Source organism: Azospirillum fermentarium, from assembly GCF_025961205.1.
Classification (GTDB): domain Bacteria; phylum Pseudomonadota; class Alphaproteobacteria; order Azospirillales; family Azospirillaceae; genus Azospirillum; species Azospirillum fermentarium.
The window spans coordinates 959,606-974,288 of the sequence record NZ_JAOQNH010000003.1; the positions used below are offsets into that span (position 1 = coordinate 959,606).

Here is a 14,683-nt window from a genome sequence, read left to right on the forward strand (position 1 = left end):
CTAGCAGGGCGCGGAAAAACGGACCGATGCGGTGGCATTGTCTCCGCTGAAGCTTGGAAATGGTGTTTTCGGGGCCTGTTTTGGTCTGGATGGCGCCTTTTTCCGCGCCCTCAGGCTCCTGGAGCCGCCATTCAGGCGGACTCCGGGATGATTATGCCGTTGTCAGCAGCTTGGGCAGACGGATCAGGTTATAGGCGGCGGCAGTCAGCGTGAACATCCAACCGACGCGGGCGGTGCCGCGGTGGCGGGTCTTGCGCAGCCCCGCCCCCTTGATCCAGCCGAAGACCTCCTCGATCCGCTTGCGGATGCGCAAGGACACGGCATAGCCGGGGTGACGGGTGGTCCGGCCATCAATGGCTGAGCGGCGGTTGCTGGTGTTCTGGGCAACGTGCGGGGTGGCGCCCAGGCGGCGCATGTTCGCCACGAAATCCTTGGTGTCGTAAGCCTTGTCGGCGCCCAGCGTGATGCGGTGGCAGCCGGAGATGGCCTCGACCATCGACACCGCCGCCTCGCGTTCGGCCAAGCCCGTAGCCGCCGTCAGCCGGACATCCACCACCAGAGCATGGCGGTTCTCCATCAGCGCGTGGCCCATGAAGGCCAGCTTCGCCGGCTGCCCGTTGCCCTTGCGGTAGAGACGCGCCTCGGGATCGGTTGTGGAGGCATGCGTTTCGTTGGACCGTTTCTCACCGTGAAAGTCGCGCTCGCCGTTGCGGCCCGGCCCCGGCGGCTCACCGCTGCCATCTTTGGGCCGGAAGCTCTTCACGCTGGCCCACGCCTCGATCAGCGTGCCGTCCACCGAGAAGTGCTCGTCCGACAGCAGCGCCTTGACCCGCGGCTGATCCGTAAGCATCCGCTGAGTACCGCGGTCAGGCAGCTTTTGCCTGCTCGCGCATCGCCTTCCACTCCCAGGGCAGGAGTTCGTGCAGGCGGTTTTGTGGCATGTCGTTGATGCGCGCCAGCACGTCGGCGAGCCAGGCCTGCGGGTCAACGTTGTTCAGCTTGGCGGTGGTGATCAGGCCATACATGATCGCCGCCCGCTGGCCGCCGCGATCGGAGCCGCAGAACAGCCACGCCTTCCTCCCGAGGGCGATCCCGCGCAGGCCGCGTTCGGCGGCGTTGCTCGTCAGGCACAGCCGGCCATCGCCGAGGAAGCGGGTGAAGCCGTCCCAGCGCGTCAGCATGTAGTCCATCGCCTTGGCCACGGGGGCATGGCGGGAGAGCCGGGCCCGCTCCGTCCGCATCCAGCCCTCCAGCGCGGCTACCAGGGTGACGCCATGCTCCTGGCGTGCCGCCAGCCGCTCGGCCGCCGGCTTGCCGTTCAAGGCACGCTCGAGATCGAAGAGGGCGTCGATGCGCGTCACGGCCTCCAGCGCCAGCGGCGAGATCGGCGGGGCATCCTTGCCGCGCCTGGTGTTCGTAGCGATGTCGGCCAGCTTGAAGAAGCCGCGCCGGGCATGCGCCCAGCACAGCACGTCGCTGATCGGCCCCGGCTGTCGCTCGGGTTCGTACAGCCGGTTGTAGCCGGCGAACGCATCGGCCTGCAGCCAGCCTTTGAAGCCGGCCAGGTGCCGTTCGGGATGTTCGCCTTTGCGGTCGCGGGAATAGTGGAACAGCGCCACCGGTGGGGCTTGGCCGGCGAACGGCCGGTCATCGCGCACATACACCCACAGGCGCCCGGTATCGGTCTTGCCCTTGGCCAGCACGGGCACCGGGGTGTCGTCCCCATGCAACCGCTCAGCCGCCATCACATGCGCCGCGATCAGGTCGTGCAGCGGCTTCAGCACCGCGGCGGCGGTGCCCACCTGGTCGGCCAGGGTGGACAGGCTGAGCGGCACGCCCTCCCGCGCGAAGCGTTCGGCCTGCCGGTTCAGCGGCTGATGCTGGCCGAACTTCTCGAACAGGATGGTGGCCAGCAGGTTGGGGCCGGCCCAGCCCCGCGGGGTGGTGTGGAACGGTGCCGGCGGCTGGCTGATCGTCTCGCAGGCCCGGCAGGAGAACCGCTCGCGCACCGTCTGGATCACCTTCCACTGGCGCGGGATCACCTCCAGCGTCTCGGTAATCGTTTCGCCCAGCTTGCACAGCTTGTCCGAGCCGCAGCACGGGCAGGTCGCGGGGGCCGGCACAACGACGCGCTCGCGCGGCAGGTGGCCGGGAAAGGGCTGGCGCGAGGGCCGCTTGCGGGTGAAGGCCGTCACCCCGGTGGTTCGGGCAGCGGCCTGCTCGGCTGCCAACTCGTCCTCACTGGCCGTCGCTTCCAGCTCTTCAAGCTGGAACTCCAACTGGTCCAGCAGGCGTGCCTTGCGCTCGGAGCGCGTGCCGTAGAGCTCGCGCCGGAGCTTCTCGATTTCCAGCTTCAGGCTGGCGATCAGCGCCTCGGTGTTCGAAGCCATCGCCCTGGCCCGCGCCGCTTCGGCTTCCGCCGCGTCCGCCCGCGCCTCGGCCTGCGCCAAGGCGGCGCGCAAGCTGGCGATGTCGTCGGCCACGGCGGCAGGGGGCGGGGCGGCGGTCATGGCGCCAGTTTACCTGGGATCACGCCTTCGAGCCGTCGCAATCTCCCCTGAACCGGCCCGTCGATTCACCGTGTCGCAGTCACCCTGCGGTCTCGGGACGCCAAGTCTTCTGCGGGTTGCGCCAGTCGATGCCTTCGAGCAGATAGCCCATCTGCCCAACCGAGATCGACACCGCGCCGTCCGCCGGCGTGGGCCAGATGAAACGGCCCCGCTCCAGCCTCTTCATGAACAGGCAACTGCCCTGGCCGTCATACCAGATGATCTTCACCAGATCGCCGCGGCGCCCGCGGAAGATGAAGAGATGGCCGCTGTGCGGGTCTTGGGCGAAGCGTTCCTGCACCAGCAACGCCAGGCTCGCCCAGCCCTTGCGCATGTCGGTGTGCCCGCTGGCCAGCCACACCCGCACCCCGCTCGGCACCGGGATCATGCCAGGGCACCGATGACGGCCGCCGCCAGGGCCGGGTTGACCGGCCCTTCCAGACGCAGGCGTGCCCCGCTGGGCAGGATGACCTCGAGGATCGCCGGGCTCGTGGCCGACGTCGCCGGAGGCGGCAATGGCGCACGGGGCTCCACGACCGGCAGTTCCGTGACGGTCGGCTCCGGCGTGATGGTCACCGCAGTGAAGCTGGGCGGTTCGCCCACGGCGATCCCCGTGGCCTTCATCAGCCCCCGCCAGCGATACAGCAGGCTTTCGTGCACGCCCAGCCGGCGGGCCACCTCCGTCACCACCACGCCGGGGCGGAACGCCTCCTCGACCATCCGGACCTTCTCCGCCGGCGTGTAGTTCCGCCGCCGCTCCGTCCCCGTCAGAACCTCGACCCGCTGGTAAGCCATGACGTTTGCCACTCGTTTGCGTCCGCGCGATGACGCGCCACGCAAAACTCAGACGTCGGACCCTACTTTGCCAAGGCGGCGCTTACCGGATGCGTACCTTCATGTCGCTTCTCCTTGCAGAAAGGATCACGCCCCTCCGCAATTGTGCGACAGAGTTCTGCAAGGCACGAACCCGCGCGCCGCCGTCGGCCCAGGGGCGTTGCGGAATTGGTCGATTAAGCCAGCACTCAATAAATGCACCGCCCCACCCTTTAACACTAGCTGCTGCTAAATCATACTCGACAAGCAGCAAGCCACTTCCCGACGTCAAGCATTTGGATTTCCCAGAAAATCAGGTAAGTCAAATAACTAATGCTAGCCAAGCTGATGGCGTACGCAACCCACAAGTGGTCTGTAACGATCCGTATCGGGAGCACAGCCTTCTTTTCTCGGATGTGGCTTGGAACTGGGTAAATGTATCGCCAAGCGAAGACATAATCCAGGATATCACGAGCAACAGCCACAACGCCGAAAGCATAAAGAAACTTACTCGGATCTCCATTCGTTGGGCATGCATTACCGCTATCCAATTGCCAATCGAACAACTTCATAACGACGATGAGCGCAACGCAGTTCATTACGAACCAAAACGATCTCAGGCGACGATCACGGCTTAGCTCATTTTGGCTGAGCCTTTCATGAAAAACTCGCTCTCGGATGACGGGCAAGTGCCGAATCTCGGCCAAAACCAAGAGGAGAAGCCCCACATAAATCAAGGTCGAGTACGACCAGAAATACATGGTGTAGCCGACTTTATGTGTGATATCCGACCGCAGCGAATGTGCCATGAAATAGAACGGCACCATCGTCAGCACCAAGGTGATAAAGTCAAGCGCAAAGCCAATTGGGTGCGCTTCGGACCACGGCTTGCTTGCATAGCGGTGATCCAGGAATTTTGCGCCATGATGGTAGAAGATGGCCGCAGTGGCTGTAAACACCACCAGCATCTCAAGGTTCAAAAGGAGAAGAGGCCGCCCAATGTTGAGCGGCCCATTCGATGATAGAACGGCCTCGATCCTGCCGATAACTGAGGCGCCTGCGATTCCGAAGCTAAGCGCGAAGATTACCGCGAACAGACGCTTTAGATTATCAACAGTTCTCTCGCCCTGCCGAACGAGATCGGCCTCTTCATCTTTAGTTAATCCATCAGCCATTTCGTCTTTGATCATCCTGCACTTCCTAGTCAGCAAACGTCGATCACGAATCTCCGAGACGCGCAAGGATGCGGTCAACCAGTGACTTCGCTGCAACCCTATTTTGAGAACACTCGTAAATGAGCGTAATCATGCGCTGAATCACGGCGCGGTCGCCCTCAGGAAGCATGCCAAGGACATCAACACCACCCAAAGCCTGTGCGCTCGCTTTGACCAACCGGTCCTCCAGCTGCGTATAGCGTTCGGACAGAGTAGCGCGATCGTACTCGGCCAGCACACCTGCCTCCGCGACGCGCTTGATCTCGAACATCTCGCTGCGGATGTCCTCGACAATGTTCTCCGCCGTCGAACCGTCAATGGCTCCTTGTTCAAGGATCTTCAGCTGCTGTTCGACCTTTAAGGCACCAATGTCGAAAGCCTTGATGCGGTTGCGAACTACCGAACTCGACCGGCACATGCGGCCGATCTGGTCACCAACCTCGCCCAAGCGGCTGAGGAGATGATCCAAGTGGACGTTCTGCTCGAAATTGTCGCGACGGCCATTGGGTACCAACCGCTCATCAAGGATATGGATTTCGCCTACCGTCCAGCTCGCGAAGCGAGACTCCGGAAAGACCTCCGCAAATATGCGATGGTCGCCAACTTGGATATTGCCCTTGCGCGCACGCAAGCCATTGATGCCCTCACCGCTCGGGATGGCACCAAAATATCCATGGTGCAGTAGCCACCCGACGGCACCAACTCCGCCATCCCGCCCCTCTATGGTTATGGGTTTAAAGCCAGCGAAGACATCACGCCGACCCTCGCCGTAAGCGTAGTCATCTCGGTACGGCCGAAAAATTGGTGTTTTCGCGTCATTGATGTGGATATGGATTTCGCCAAGACTACCGAGGTGCTGAAGCAAGTGCTCGCAAATCTGCTCGCGAAACTTAAATTCGGGAGCAAACGGCACCGGAGCGACCTGCGCCAAGTAATGGGCAATGGCGTCCTGGTTCAGCAGCGTGTCCTTGCCGATGCGAATCGGCTTGACCAATTCAACCTCGTAGAAGTGTTCGGGCCAACCTTCAGGATCAATCTCGACGACCTTGGCCACCGCCTGAATAAGGTCGTGAAGCCCTCCCTGGTAGGACGGGTCGGATAGCAGCTTTTTGAAAACCCGACAGTCCCATCGAAGCTCCTGCACTACGGAGTCGTTCACTGCTCGCGAGCGAAATATCAATTCCTGGCAGTAACCGAGACCGGCCAAACGCCCAACACCACGGAAGCCACGCGCTGATGTGCCGCGCTTGCGGCTGCCTCCAATCGCCGTCAGGCGCTTCGCAAACTCACCGTTGGGTACACCGGCACCGTTGTCGCGAATTTTTACTGAGCGGGTTGGCTGGTTAAGGTCCAGGGTGATGTCAACTCGCCCGACCCTGTCGGCGCCCAGCACCCCAGTAGCACGCGCCACATCGATGGAATCAGCGGCATTCTGGATGTACTCCCGATAGATCGTCAGTGGATCGACGTACATGGCTGAACTGACGAGTTCCAGCACATCCTTGCCGATAACGATTTCGGCAGGGAGTGAGATGTTGGTGTGTTTGCTCATGATCCCTAAGCGACCTGCTTTTCAGATGTCTCAGCCTCGTCGGCAAGCTCCTGCAGTCCGGCGTCTTCCACCACCTCATCTTCGGCGAGGCCGAAATCGACATCAACCTTCATTCGGACAACCTTCTGCAGCTCCCAAATTCGACGTTCCTCCTTCTTCGTCGGTGGGATGTAAAACTCAAGCACCCTGCGCAAGATATCATCTTGCTCCTGGGTAAAACGGTCGCGCAGTTGTTCACGGCTCAGGCGGGGTTTTCCGGGCAGATCAAACATCACCTCAGAAAGCAGGCTCAAAAGATTCGTCTTCTGAGACTCAGTCATCCTGTTGAATGCTGCTTGGTACTCAGCGAACTCGGCTTCGCCACCGCCCCCCGGTTTGTACCAGAAGCGGTTAAAAATCATGTGATGCGGCCTCATGAGCAAGCTCATGAACTCATCGACCGAATCGCCGAAAGCCTCGCGAAAGAAGTCAGGAGTGCCAGAAACGATACCGTGGGTGGCTTGTAGGATGACCTGGACTGACCGCAATTGGTGGCGGGTCCACTTCGGGCCAACATGCGAACGGTCAGTGAGGTCCACAGGTTGGTAGCGCATGGGGAAACTGAAGATGCGGATACCCAACTCCTCGTTAAGGCGGACGTTCAGGTACATGCGCTCGAACAGGTCAGCCGGAGCTTCCTTGAAGTTGTATAGCATGTAGTTTGACAAGTCCTTCAGGCCATTGGCCTCGGCTTGTCGGATGGCTGTTTCATAGTCGTCCCGAAAGCCCAAATGGTCGAAGGCAATTCGGAGGGGGCTGACACAGACCCGCGCCAATTGCTTCATAAGCTCCGGATTCTTCGCCAGCTCCCTTGCGTCCACGCCTTGGTTAAAGTCGACGCGACGCTGGATGGCGACGCCCCTGCGGGTGATAGTAGCTCCCCGGCCGAAGCCTAGGTCTACCACTTCATCCATAATGTCCTTTAGCTTGGGCGAGGCAGTGATGTTATTGTCCATGAAGATGAGATCTTTCTTCTCGCCGTAACGGCGCTCAATCTCACGGACAACGGCGGTGATAGACGGCGTTTCCCGCAGACCGCCCTCCAGTTTTGGAACGCCGCAGAAACTACATGTGCGGATGCAGCCTCGGGAGGCATAGAGGAAGTAGCCATCACGAACGGGGTACTTGTAGTCCACCTGATCGAGAATGCTGTAGTCTGGCACCAGTGACTCAATGGGGGTCCCGCTCGTGTCCTCGGCGTAAAGTTCCTCCTCAAATTCATCCAGCTGCAAGGAAACGGCAGGCGGCTTGTCGAGCAGGCCGGAGATGAACCGGATGCCGCGCCAGCGCGGTTCCGATATAAAGCGGCCGTTCATCAGCGACGCAGCGATGCCGCCAACGAAAACCTTGTTGGCTTGGCCACGCACGACATCGAGGGCAAAATCGATTGCCCGAGAGATGCGATCGTACTCGAACGAGAACAGCGTGGTGACGTAGACGCGATCCCATGCGGTACCGAGGACTGACTTATCCTCCCCCTTGATGAAGCGCACGTTGTCGCCCTTGCCATGCGGCCCATGGTAGGACGCAATTTTCATCAGCCCCAGGGGCGGATACTTGTTCCGGTATCCCGGCTCGATGAGCAGGATATTCTTACTAGGCATTCGACGCTCGCTGCGACCTCGTTCGTCCACAATATAGCCGTCCGGCCTCGGCTTGTCGATCCGCTCCAAACCGCCCTGTGCCAGAATCCATTAGCGCTACCGGCGTCACGCCGATTCCAGAGCCTTCTCGCCGACGATGTGCGCTTTGACCTTGATGTAGATGGACCTCACCCAGGCCACCTCGTCCTTCGATAAAACGCCCTTTTCCGGATGTGCTGTGGTTTGGCGCGCCTTAGACAGCTTCGCAATCCACCGAACGGCATCGCCCTTTTTCACTTTCTCCCCGAGCGCGTAGCTGTCCTGGAATATGTCCCAGTTGTGGACCGCGATGCTCTGGTAGGTTGCCAGCGACAGATACTGCCACAGCGGCTTCTCGCCATTGTCATTGTTAGCTCGCTCAAAGCACTCCTTACGGATGGGCTGCGGCACACCCTGCCACCACCATGCATCGTTTTCGGTGCCAAACTTCTGCTTCAATCGCGCAATGACGTCGTTGTAGAGGATCTTGTTGATATCCTTGATAATAAGGTCGGCTTCCTGAGTCCCCTTCTCATCCCTGTCCTTCAGGTACTCCGTGAGGTCCTTGCTCGTGAATTGCGGTATGGCGTCGTGGATGATACCCATCATCGACAGATAGTTCTTTTTCACACCGTCGAGGGCCTGTCGGTCACGGAAGGCCTTCACCTGGGTGGCGTCGGCCGTGCGGAAGAAGTTGATGATGGGCTGTACCAACGGGGCCACGCGCTCGACGAGGTCGTCGGCGTCCAAGTGGATTGCCTTCACCTGTTGGCTATCTTCGACATAGGCAATCAACTCTTTCAGGAGACGCATCAAGGCGCGTAAGCCGTTGTTGGTGCACAGAAAACCGCCTTTAGCATCGCCGAGATCCCAGTTGGCCGGTACGCCTTTGGCAAACAGTGCAAAGTACGCAACCAACACGTCGGCCGCTTTCTCGGCCGTCTCCTCGTAGTCACCGGAAAGGGCGCTGAGTTGCCCAAGTTGATAAACGTGCGGATTCGGCGGGGCGTGCGTGACCGTACCGAGAAATCGATTCTCCTTAATCCCATCAGCCAGGGAGGTCAGCGTCAAGCAACGGAAGTGGTCTTTATCCTTGTCAACGGTCAACACCCGATTGCGGATGGGCGACTTGGCCATAGCTCCAAGGCGTAGCGCAACCCGTGGGTACAGCGCCTCGAATTGCTTCACTGGGTCCTCCGACCCGTAATTCAAGTTCGAGTACAGCTCGTTCAGGAGCCCCCGCGACACCTTCACCTGCTTAGAGTTAATATCAATAAACAGCTCCATTTCGTCGGCCGCATCCATGTTCTCATAAGCAAGAACCGGAACGACGTGATTTTTCCCCTTTTCTGCAAAAGAAAAGCCATAAAGTCGATGCTGGCCGTCGATGACCCACGCGGAGCCATAGAGCCCCGGGAGCTTTAGCGTTCCGAAAGTACTGTTTTCGAAGCTCTCATGCTTTTCAAACTGAAGCGGGCTCTTGACTTTAAAGTTGATAACGATATTAGTAGGAAACTGCCCACCCTCGTCGATGTAAGCGGCAATACTCTTAAGCCGTGCAGGTTTCACCATACGTTGGTATGTGTCGAGGTCGGCCGACTTGTGGCTGATATAAGCAATCTTCATCAGGTCATAAGGCGATATCAGGAAATTGTAGAAGGTTGTGCCTCCCATTTTGCCGCGCGTCGCGGGCACCTCAAGACGCAGCCCATCGACACCTTCGCCCTCCAGGTAGCGGGCGAGGAATTGGAAACGAGCAGCGCCCTTCACATAGTCGATGAGCCTACCATAGTAGGCCAAATCTTGCTCGGTGATGACCGCTATGTTGGACTTAGCCGCCCGCTCTTTGTCGGCCTTACGCCAATCCACATTACGGGTTGCAATCGCAAACTTAATTTTCAGCTTTGGAGTCTTGCCATAGTGAGAGTGGATGGCGTGTATGACATCCTGAGCGTTTGCATTAATCTTGTCGATCAGCCCCTTGACGGGCTTGGAACCTTCCTCTTCCGCGTGAGTGCATTCGACGACGAAGACAGTATCTTCGTCTTTGGCAAAGACGTCGAACTGGCGCCCCTTGAAGGTCAGGAGCCGATCCTCGTTTAACTCATTGAAACCGAGGCGATAAAGCAGGCTCCAAACGTCGTCTTCTAGCTGGCGGTCATCGGGCTTCCGCTTGCGCACACGAACAGAGGTTTTGTTCCACTTCGCGACCTCCCAACCGTCGGCCTCCTCGCCCTTGACCTTGATAACCAAGGCCTCCTTTTTGGCGGCCGTGACCGTCTTCTCGTCGTGCTCCTTAGAGCGCCGCACGAAAACCGCCTTCGCAGCTTCACCGTTGACGATGCCGTTAGGAAACTCAGCCATTGCCCCCCCAGACTGCGCGCCTCAAGGCTGCGTGCCTACGCCAACAGCCCTACCCCAAATGATGGGAAAGGCTACCATACGGTTGAGATGGGAGAAAGCTCCGCACGTCGTCTGAGCACCACACTTTGTACCGGATTATAACGCGACTTCCAAATCCTGCTCTTTCCCCAGCGCTCGGGCTTAGGCCAGACGCTCCTTCGCGTTCCAACAGGTACAGAACATGCGCGACATCGTCGGCCACTCGATGTCTGGACACAATGCGGACACAGATGGACCATACCGATTCGCCGGACACGAAAAAGCCAGCAACCCCTTGGGATTGCTGGCTGATTTGGATGCGGGGGCCGGATTTGAACCTGCGACCTTCAGGTTATGAGTTCGTTTTCCGGCCCCTGCACGCACGTTTCCGGCACTACGACAGAGTATCCGATTGCACTATAATACCTTGTTTCCATTGATATTTTTCGGCGACCAAACTACGCTTCAGTTTCATCGGAAGCGCGCTCTTTTCCTCCCAAGTGATTCCGATTTGATTCCGGAGATTCCGGCGCTCGTGGGGTGCTCCATGGCCAAGATCACGAAACGGTCCGTCGATGCCGCCGTCCCCGGCCAGGAAGAGTTCTTCCTCTGGGACGAAGAGCTGAAGGGCTTCGGACTGCGCGTCTATCCCTCGGGCCGGAAAATGTATCTGGCCCAGTTCCGGGCCGGCGGCCGCCTGCGCCGCGTCAACATCGGCCCCCATGGCGTCCTGACACCCGATGTCGCCCGGACCGAAGCCATGAAGCATCTATCCGATGTCCGGCGCGGCAGCGACCCGGCGTCCGAACGCGACCGGCGCAAGGCCTCCCCCACCATGAAGGAGTTCGGCAAGCGCTTCCTGGAGGACCACGTCGCCTCCCACTGCAAGCCGACCACCCGGGCCGAATACAAACGCTCCATCGACCTGTTCATCAACCCCAAGCTCGGCAGCCATCGCATCATCGACGTCAGCCGCGCCGACGTGGTCGAGCTTCACCAATCCTTGAAAGCGACCCCCTATCAGGCCAACCGCACCTTGGGCGTTCTCTCCGTCATGTTCACCGTCGCCCACACCTGGGGCGTCCGGACCGATGGCATCAACCCGTGCTGGAAGGTGAAGCGCTACAAGGAGGTCAAACGCGAACGCTACCTCACGCCGGACGAACTCGCCCGCATCGGCAAGGTGCTGCGCGACTCCACTTCCGAACCGGAAGCGGTCAATTGCATCCACCTCCTCCTTCTGACGGGCTGCCGCCTCAGCGAAATCCAGAAGCTCAAATGGGAGCACGTCGATCTCAGGGCTGGCGTGCTCCGACTGCCGGATTCCAAGACCGGGGCGAAACTGGTGACGGTCGGGAAGGCCGCCGTTGAAGTGCTCAAGGGCATCACCAGGATGGTGGACAACCCCTATGTCATCACCGGCCAGGTCGAAGGCCAGCATCTGACCGACATGCAGCGTCCCTGGCGCCGGCTGCGCAAGCGCGCCGGGCTGGACGACCTGCGCATCCACGACCTGCGGCATTCCTTCGCCTCCGACGCGCTCCAGCTCGGCGAAGACCTGCCGATGATCGGCCGCCTGCTCGGGCACACCCAGGTCCAGACGACCGCCCGCTACGCCCACCTCAAGACCGATCCGATCAGGGTGGCCGCCGACAAGGTGGCGGAGGCCATTGCGGTCGCCCTCACCCGCCCGCCCAAGAAGGACGATGCATCGAAAGCGACGGCCGGCCCCCAGGACGACCGGCCGGATGAAGACGCCCACCTCTACCAGGAACATATTGATATTTTTTGATATTCTGCCTTTGGTGTCGTATCTTGACAGGAAGCGCATGGAGATTTTGATGTCAGCCCGACCGAAGCGCAACCCGGTCAAGCTGGTGCCGCTGGCCAACCGCATGGAACGTCGGATCGACGACCTGGACGGCAACGTCGTGTTGCGTCAGGACTTCAAGGGCATGGCCGATGACGATCAGATCGGCCGCGGCATGCGGACGCTCGTCCGGAAGGGAAAGATCGTCCGGATCGGTCAGGGCATCTATGCCAAGGCGACCGTCGGCCCCTTGAGCGGGAAGATCCTCCCCCGGAAGGACATCACCGACCTGGCCCGCGAGGCCATGAGCCGGCTCGGCTATGAGGTGGTGCCAACCCGGTGGGAACGGGATTACGCGCAGCGCAAGACCGAGCAGGTTCCTCTCGGCCGGATGGTCGGCGTCACCAAGAGGGTCAGGCGCACGATCTCCTGGGAGGGACGCAGCGTTGAATTTGAGCGCCGTCGCGGATAACGGCTTCATCGACGCGGTCGCCGTCGACCTCGGGATCCCTACGGCGCTGGTCGAGAAGGACTGGTACGTCGTCCAGGTTCCGCGCGTCATCGCCGGGCACACGGAACTTGCCGGCCATGTGCCGGTGTTCGATGGCGGGACGTCGCTGTCGAAGGGGTTCGGCATCATCAAGCGGCTGTCGGAGGACATCGACTTCTCAAGGTGATCGTTCCGGAAGCGGCGAGCAAAAGCGCCCGCTCCAAGGGCTTCAGCGATTGCCGCAAGGCCATCCTCGACGCGCTCCGACAGCAGGGCTTCACCTGGGACGACAAGACCCTGCTGGTCGGAAAGAACAGCGCGTTTTTCCAGGCGCTGCTCACCTATCCGCGCGAGTTTCCCATGCCTTACGGCTTCCGGCCGGAACTCAAGATCGAAGTGACCTTCGAGCCGCCCCGGCTGGCCACCATCAGCCATCCGGTTTCCTCGTTCGTCGTCACGGGCAAGCGTTTCGATCCCGAGGTGCCCATGATCGCCTGCGTGGACCCGCTGAAGATCGCCGCCGACAAGGTATCGGCGTTCGCGTGGCGGGCGAAGGCGATGCTCGACGCAGCCAAGCGGAAGGAGGCCAGGGACCGCGACGGCACCTTGGTGCGCCACCTGCACGACCTCGCCGCACTGGAGCCGCGGATTGTGGAAGCGGCAGACTTCGCAGCCGGTGCGCATGCTCTGATGGAAAAGGACATTGATGGACCGCTGCGTCGCCTACGCCAAGGCGCACCGCCATCCCGAGTTGCGCGAGCAGACCGTCTGGGAGGCCTTCGAGGCGGAGCGGCCGAGCCTGGTTCCCTACGCTGGCCGCTTCGACGGCTTCCACGCCGTTCCGGCCTCGGTCTCCAAGACCTGCCTGGTGCGCTTCGACACCAACCGCTACTCCGTGGCGGCGAACCGCGGCAACCTGCCGGCCGATCTGCCGCGCGAGGAGATCCTCATCGACGTCGCCGACAAGACCTGCCGGTGCTGCGGCGGCGCGCTGCATCCCATCGGCGAGGATGTCTCACAACGCCTGGATCTCGTCCCGGCCCGCTTCCGGGTGCTGGTGACCCGCCGGCCCAGGTACGCCTGCCGCCGCTGCGAAGAGGGCGTCGTACAGGCCCCGGCGCCGGCGCGCATCGTGGAGGCCGGCATCCCCACCGAGGCGCTGATCGCCCACGTGCTGGTGTCCAAGTATGCCGACCATTTGCCGTTGTACCGCCAAGCTCAGATCTACGCGCGTCAGGGCGTCGATCTCGACCGCTCGACGCTGGCCGACTGGGTTGGACGGGCTGCCTGGTACCTGCGGCCCCTGCACGAGCGGTTGCTGGCCAACCTGAAAGCCTCGGGCAAGCTGTTCGCCGACGAGACGACGGCGCCGGTGCTCGATCCCGGACGGGGCAGCACCAAGACCGGCCAGCTCTGGGCGTACGCGCGCGATGATCGCCCCTGGGGCGGGCCGGAGCCGCCGGCGGTGGCCTACGTCTATGCCCCGGATCGCAAGGCGGAACGCCCGGTGGCGCACCTGCAGGGATTCGCCGGCGTGCTCCAGGTCGACGGCTATGCCGGTTATCGCAAGCTGGCCGAGGGCGGGGCTGTGCGCCTCGCGTTCTGCTGGTCGCATGTCCGCCGGGGCTTCTACGATCTCCAGACCGGCGGCTCCGCGCCGGTCGCCAGCGAAGCCCTGCTGCGCATCGCCAAGCTGTACGCGGTGGAGGCGGAGATCCGCGGCCGTGACGCCGAAGCGCGCCGCCGGGAGCGGCAGGCCCGCACGGCGCCGCTGATTGCGGAGCTGAAGGCGTGGCTGGAGAAGCAGCTCGCAACGGTGTCGCGCAAATCGACGCTGGCCGAGGCGATCCGCTACGCGCTCAGCCGCTGGGAGGGGCTGACGCTGTTCCTCGACGACGGGCGGCTGGAGATCGATAGCAACAGCGTGGAGCGCTGCATCCGCCCGCTGGCCCTGACGCGCAAGAATGCACTGTTCGCTGGCAGCGACGGCGGCGGTGAGCACTGGGCGACGATCGCGTCGCTGGTGGAAACCTGCAAGCTGAACGGCGCCGATCCGCAGGCTTGGTTCGCCGAGGTGCTGACCAAGCTCGCCAGCGGCCATCCGATCACCAAGCTCGATGAACTCCTGCCCTGGGGCCATACCCGGCAGGCGGAACCCGCCGTGGCCTGAGAACACCGCTTACGCTGATCGCCGCCGGCTACCCGGATGCCA

The 14,683-nt window shown here is 61.4% G+C and carries 11 protein-coding genes and 3 pseudogenes; 6 read left to right on the forward strand and 8 right to left on the reverse strand.

Features of this window, described 5'->3' with window-relative positions; all coding sequences use genetic code 11:
- Nucleotides 1-151: 151 nt before the first annotated feature.
- The 8 genes and pseudogenes from M2352_RS24495 to M2352_RS24530 all read right to left on the reverse strand — a co-directional run.
- Nucleotides 152-838: pseudogene (locus tag M2352_RS24495) on the reverse strand (IS5 family transposase); the annotation flags it as partial.
- A 28-nt stretch (nt 839-866) separates the two neighbouring features.
- On the reverse strand, nt 867-2,510 hold the full coding sequence (gene tnpC, locus M2352_RS24500; protein WP_264662671.1) for an IS66 family transposase: 1,644 nt from the start codon (nt 2,508-2,510) through the stop codon (nt 867-869).
- A 79-nt stretch (nt 2,511-2,589) separates the two neighbouring features.
- A complete protein-coding gene (gene tnpB / locus M2352_RS24505) occupies nt 2,590-2,937 on the reverse strand; it encodes an IS66 family insertion sequence element accessory protein TnpB (protein WP_174471014.1) in 348 nt (115 codons plus the stop codon).
- Nucleotides 2,934-3,344, reverse strand: coding sequence for an IS66-like element accessory protein TnpA (gene tnpA / locus M2352_RS24510; protein WP_264665766.1), 411 nt, complete (start codon nt 3,342-3,344; stop codon nt 2,934-2,936). The genes tnpB and tnpA overlap by 4 nt, the downstream gene beginning before the upstream one ends.
- 272 nt (nt 3,345-3,616) lie before the next feature.
- Entirely contained in the window at nt 3,617-4,552 is a 936-nt protein-coding gene (locus M2352_RS24515) for a hypothetical protein (RefSeq protein ID WP_264667140.1), read from the reverse strand.
- A gap of 28 nt (nt 4,553-4,580) precedes the next feature.
- Nucleotides 4,581-6,128, reverse strand: a complete 1,548-nt coding sequence (locus M2352_RS24520; protein WP_264667141.1) for an ATP-binding protein — start codon at nt 6,126-6,128, stop codon at nt 4,581-4,583.
- Nucleotides 6,129-6,133: 5 nt separating this feature from the next.
- The gene (locus tag M2352_RS24525) at nt 6,134-7,840 is read right to left on the reverse strand and encodes a hypothetical protein (protein WP_264667142.1); all 1,707 of its coding nucleotides are present in this window, start codon (nt 7,838-7,840) and stop codon (nt 6,134-6,136) included.
- 36 nt (nt 7,841-7,876) lie between these two features.
- Nucleotides 7,877-10,153: a DGQHR domain-containing protein gene (locus tag M2352_RS24530; RefSeq protein WP_264667143.1), complete on the reverse strand. Its 2,277-nt coding sequence runs from the start codon at nt 10,151-10,153 to the stop codon at nt 7,877-7,879.
- A 220-nt stretch (nt 10,154-10,373) separates the two neighbouring features.
- On the opposite strand from M2352_RS24530, the gene M2352_RS24535 reads away from it, so the two are divergent.
- From M2352_RS24535 to tnpC (M2352_RS24560), 6 genes and pseudogenes are all read left to right on the forward strand, one after another.
- Nucleotides 10,374-10,529 (forward strand): hypothetical protein, encoded by a 156-nt coding sequence (locus M2352_RS24535; RefSeq protein WP_264667144.1) that lies wholly within the window; start codon nt 10,374-10,376, stop codon nt 10,527-10,529.
- 189 nt (nt 10,530-10,718) lie between these two features.
- Nucleotides 10,719-11,963: a site-specific integrase gene (locus M2352_RS24540; RefSeq protein ID WP_264667145.1), complete on the forward strand. Its 1,245-nt coding sequence runs from the start codon at nt 10,719-10,721 to the stop codon at nt 11,961-11,963.
- Complete coding sequence (locus M2352_RS24545) at nt 11,920-12,453, forward strand: hypothetical protein (RefSeq protein ID WP_264667146.1); 534 nt, start codon at nt 11,920-11,922, stop codon at nt 12,451-12,453. Before M2352_RS24540 ends, M2352_RS24545 begins: the two co-directional genes overlap by 44 nt.
- Entirely contained in the window at nt 12,434-12,658 is a 225-nt protein-coding gene (locus M2352_RS24550) for a nucleotidyl transferase AbiEii/AbiGii toxin family protein (protein WP_264667147.1), read from the forward strand. The genes M2352_RS24545 and M2352_RS24550 overlap by 20 nt, the downstream gene beginning before the upstream one ends.
- Nucleotides 12,655-13,143, forward strand: a pseudogene (locus tag M2352_RS26650) (nucleotidyl transferase AbiEii/AbiGii toxin family protein); the annotation flags it as partial. The gene M2352_RS24550 and the pseudogene M2352_RS26650, both read left to right, overlap by 4 nt.
- A 229-nt stretch (nt 13,144-13,372) precedes the next feature.
- Nucleotides 13,373-14,641, forward strand: a pseudogene (gene tnpC, locus M2352_RS24560) (IS66 family transposase); the annotation flags it as partial.
- Nucleotides 14,642-14,683: the final 42 nt, after the last annotated feature.

Bases quoted from the DNA above. Each gene is read 5' to 3' on its own strand.
- M2352_RS24540 (WP_264667145.1), top strand. From the start codon at position 10,719: ATGGCCAAGATCACGAAACGGTCCGTCGATGCCGCCGTCCCCGGCCAG.
- M2352_RS24520 (WP_264667141.1), bottom strand. From the start codon at position 6,128: ATGAGCAAACACACCAACATCTCACTCCCTGCCGAAATCGTTATCGGC.
- tnpB (WP_174471014.1), bottom strand. From the start codon at position 2,937: ATGATCCCGGTGCCGAGCGGGGTGCGGGTGTGGCTGGCCAGCGGGCAC.
- M2352_RS24515 (WP_264667140.1), bottom strand. From the start codon at position 4,552: ATGATCAAAGACGAAATGGCTGATGGATTAACTAAAGATGAAGAGGCC.
- M2352_RS24530 (WP_264667143.1), bottom strand. From the start codon at position 10,153: ATGGCTGAGTTTCCTAACGGCATCGTCAACGGTGAAGCTGCGAAGGCG.
- M2352_RS24545 (WP_264667146.1), top strand. From the start codon at position 11,920: ATGAAGACGCCCACCTCTACCAGGAACATATTGATATTTTTTGATATT.
- tnpA (WP_264665766.1), bottom strand. From the start codon at position 3,344: ATGGCTTACCAGCGGGTCGAGGTTCTGACGGGGACGGAGCGGCGGCGG.
- M2352_RS24535 (WP_264667144.1), top strand. From the start codon at position 10,374: ATGCGCGACATCGTCGGCCACTCGATGTCTGGACACAATGCGGACACA.
- tnpC (WP_264662671.1), bottom strand. From the start codon at position 2,510: ATGACCGCCGCCCCGCCCCCTGCCGCCGTGGCCGACGACATCGCCAGC.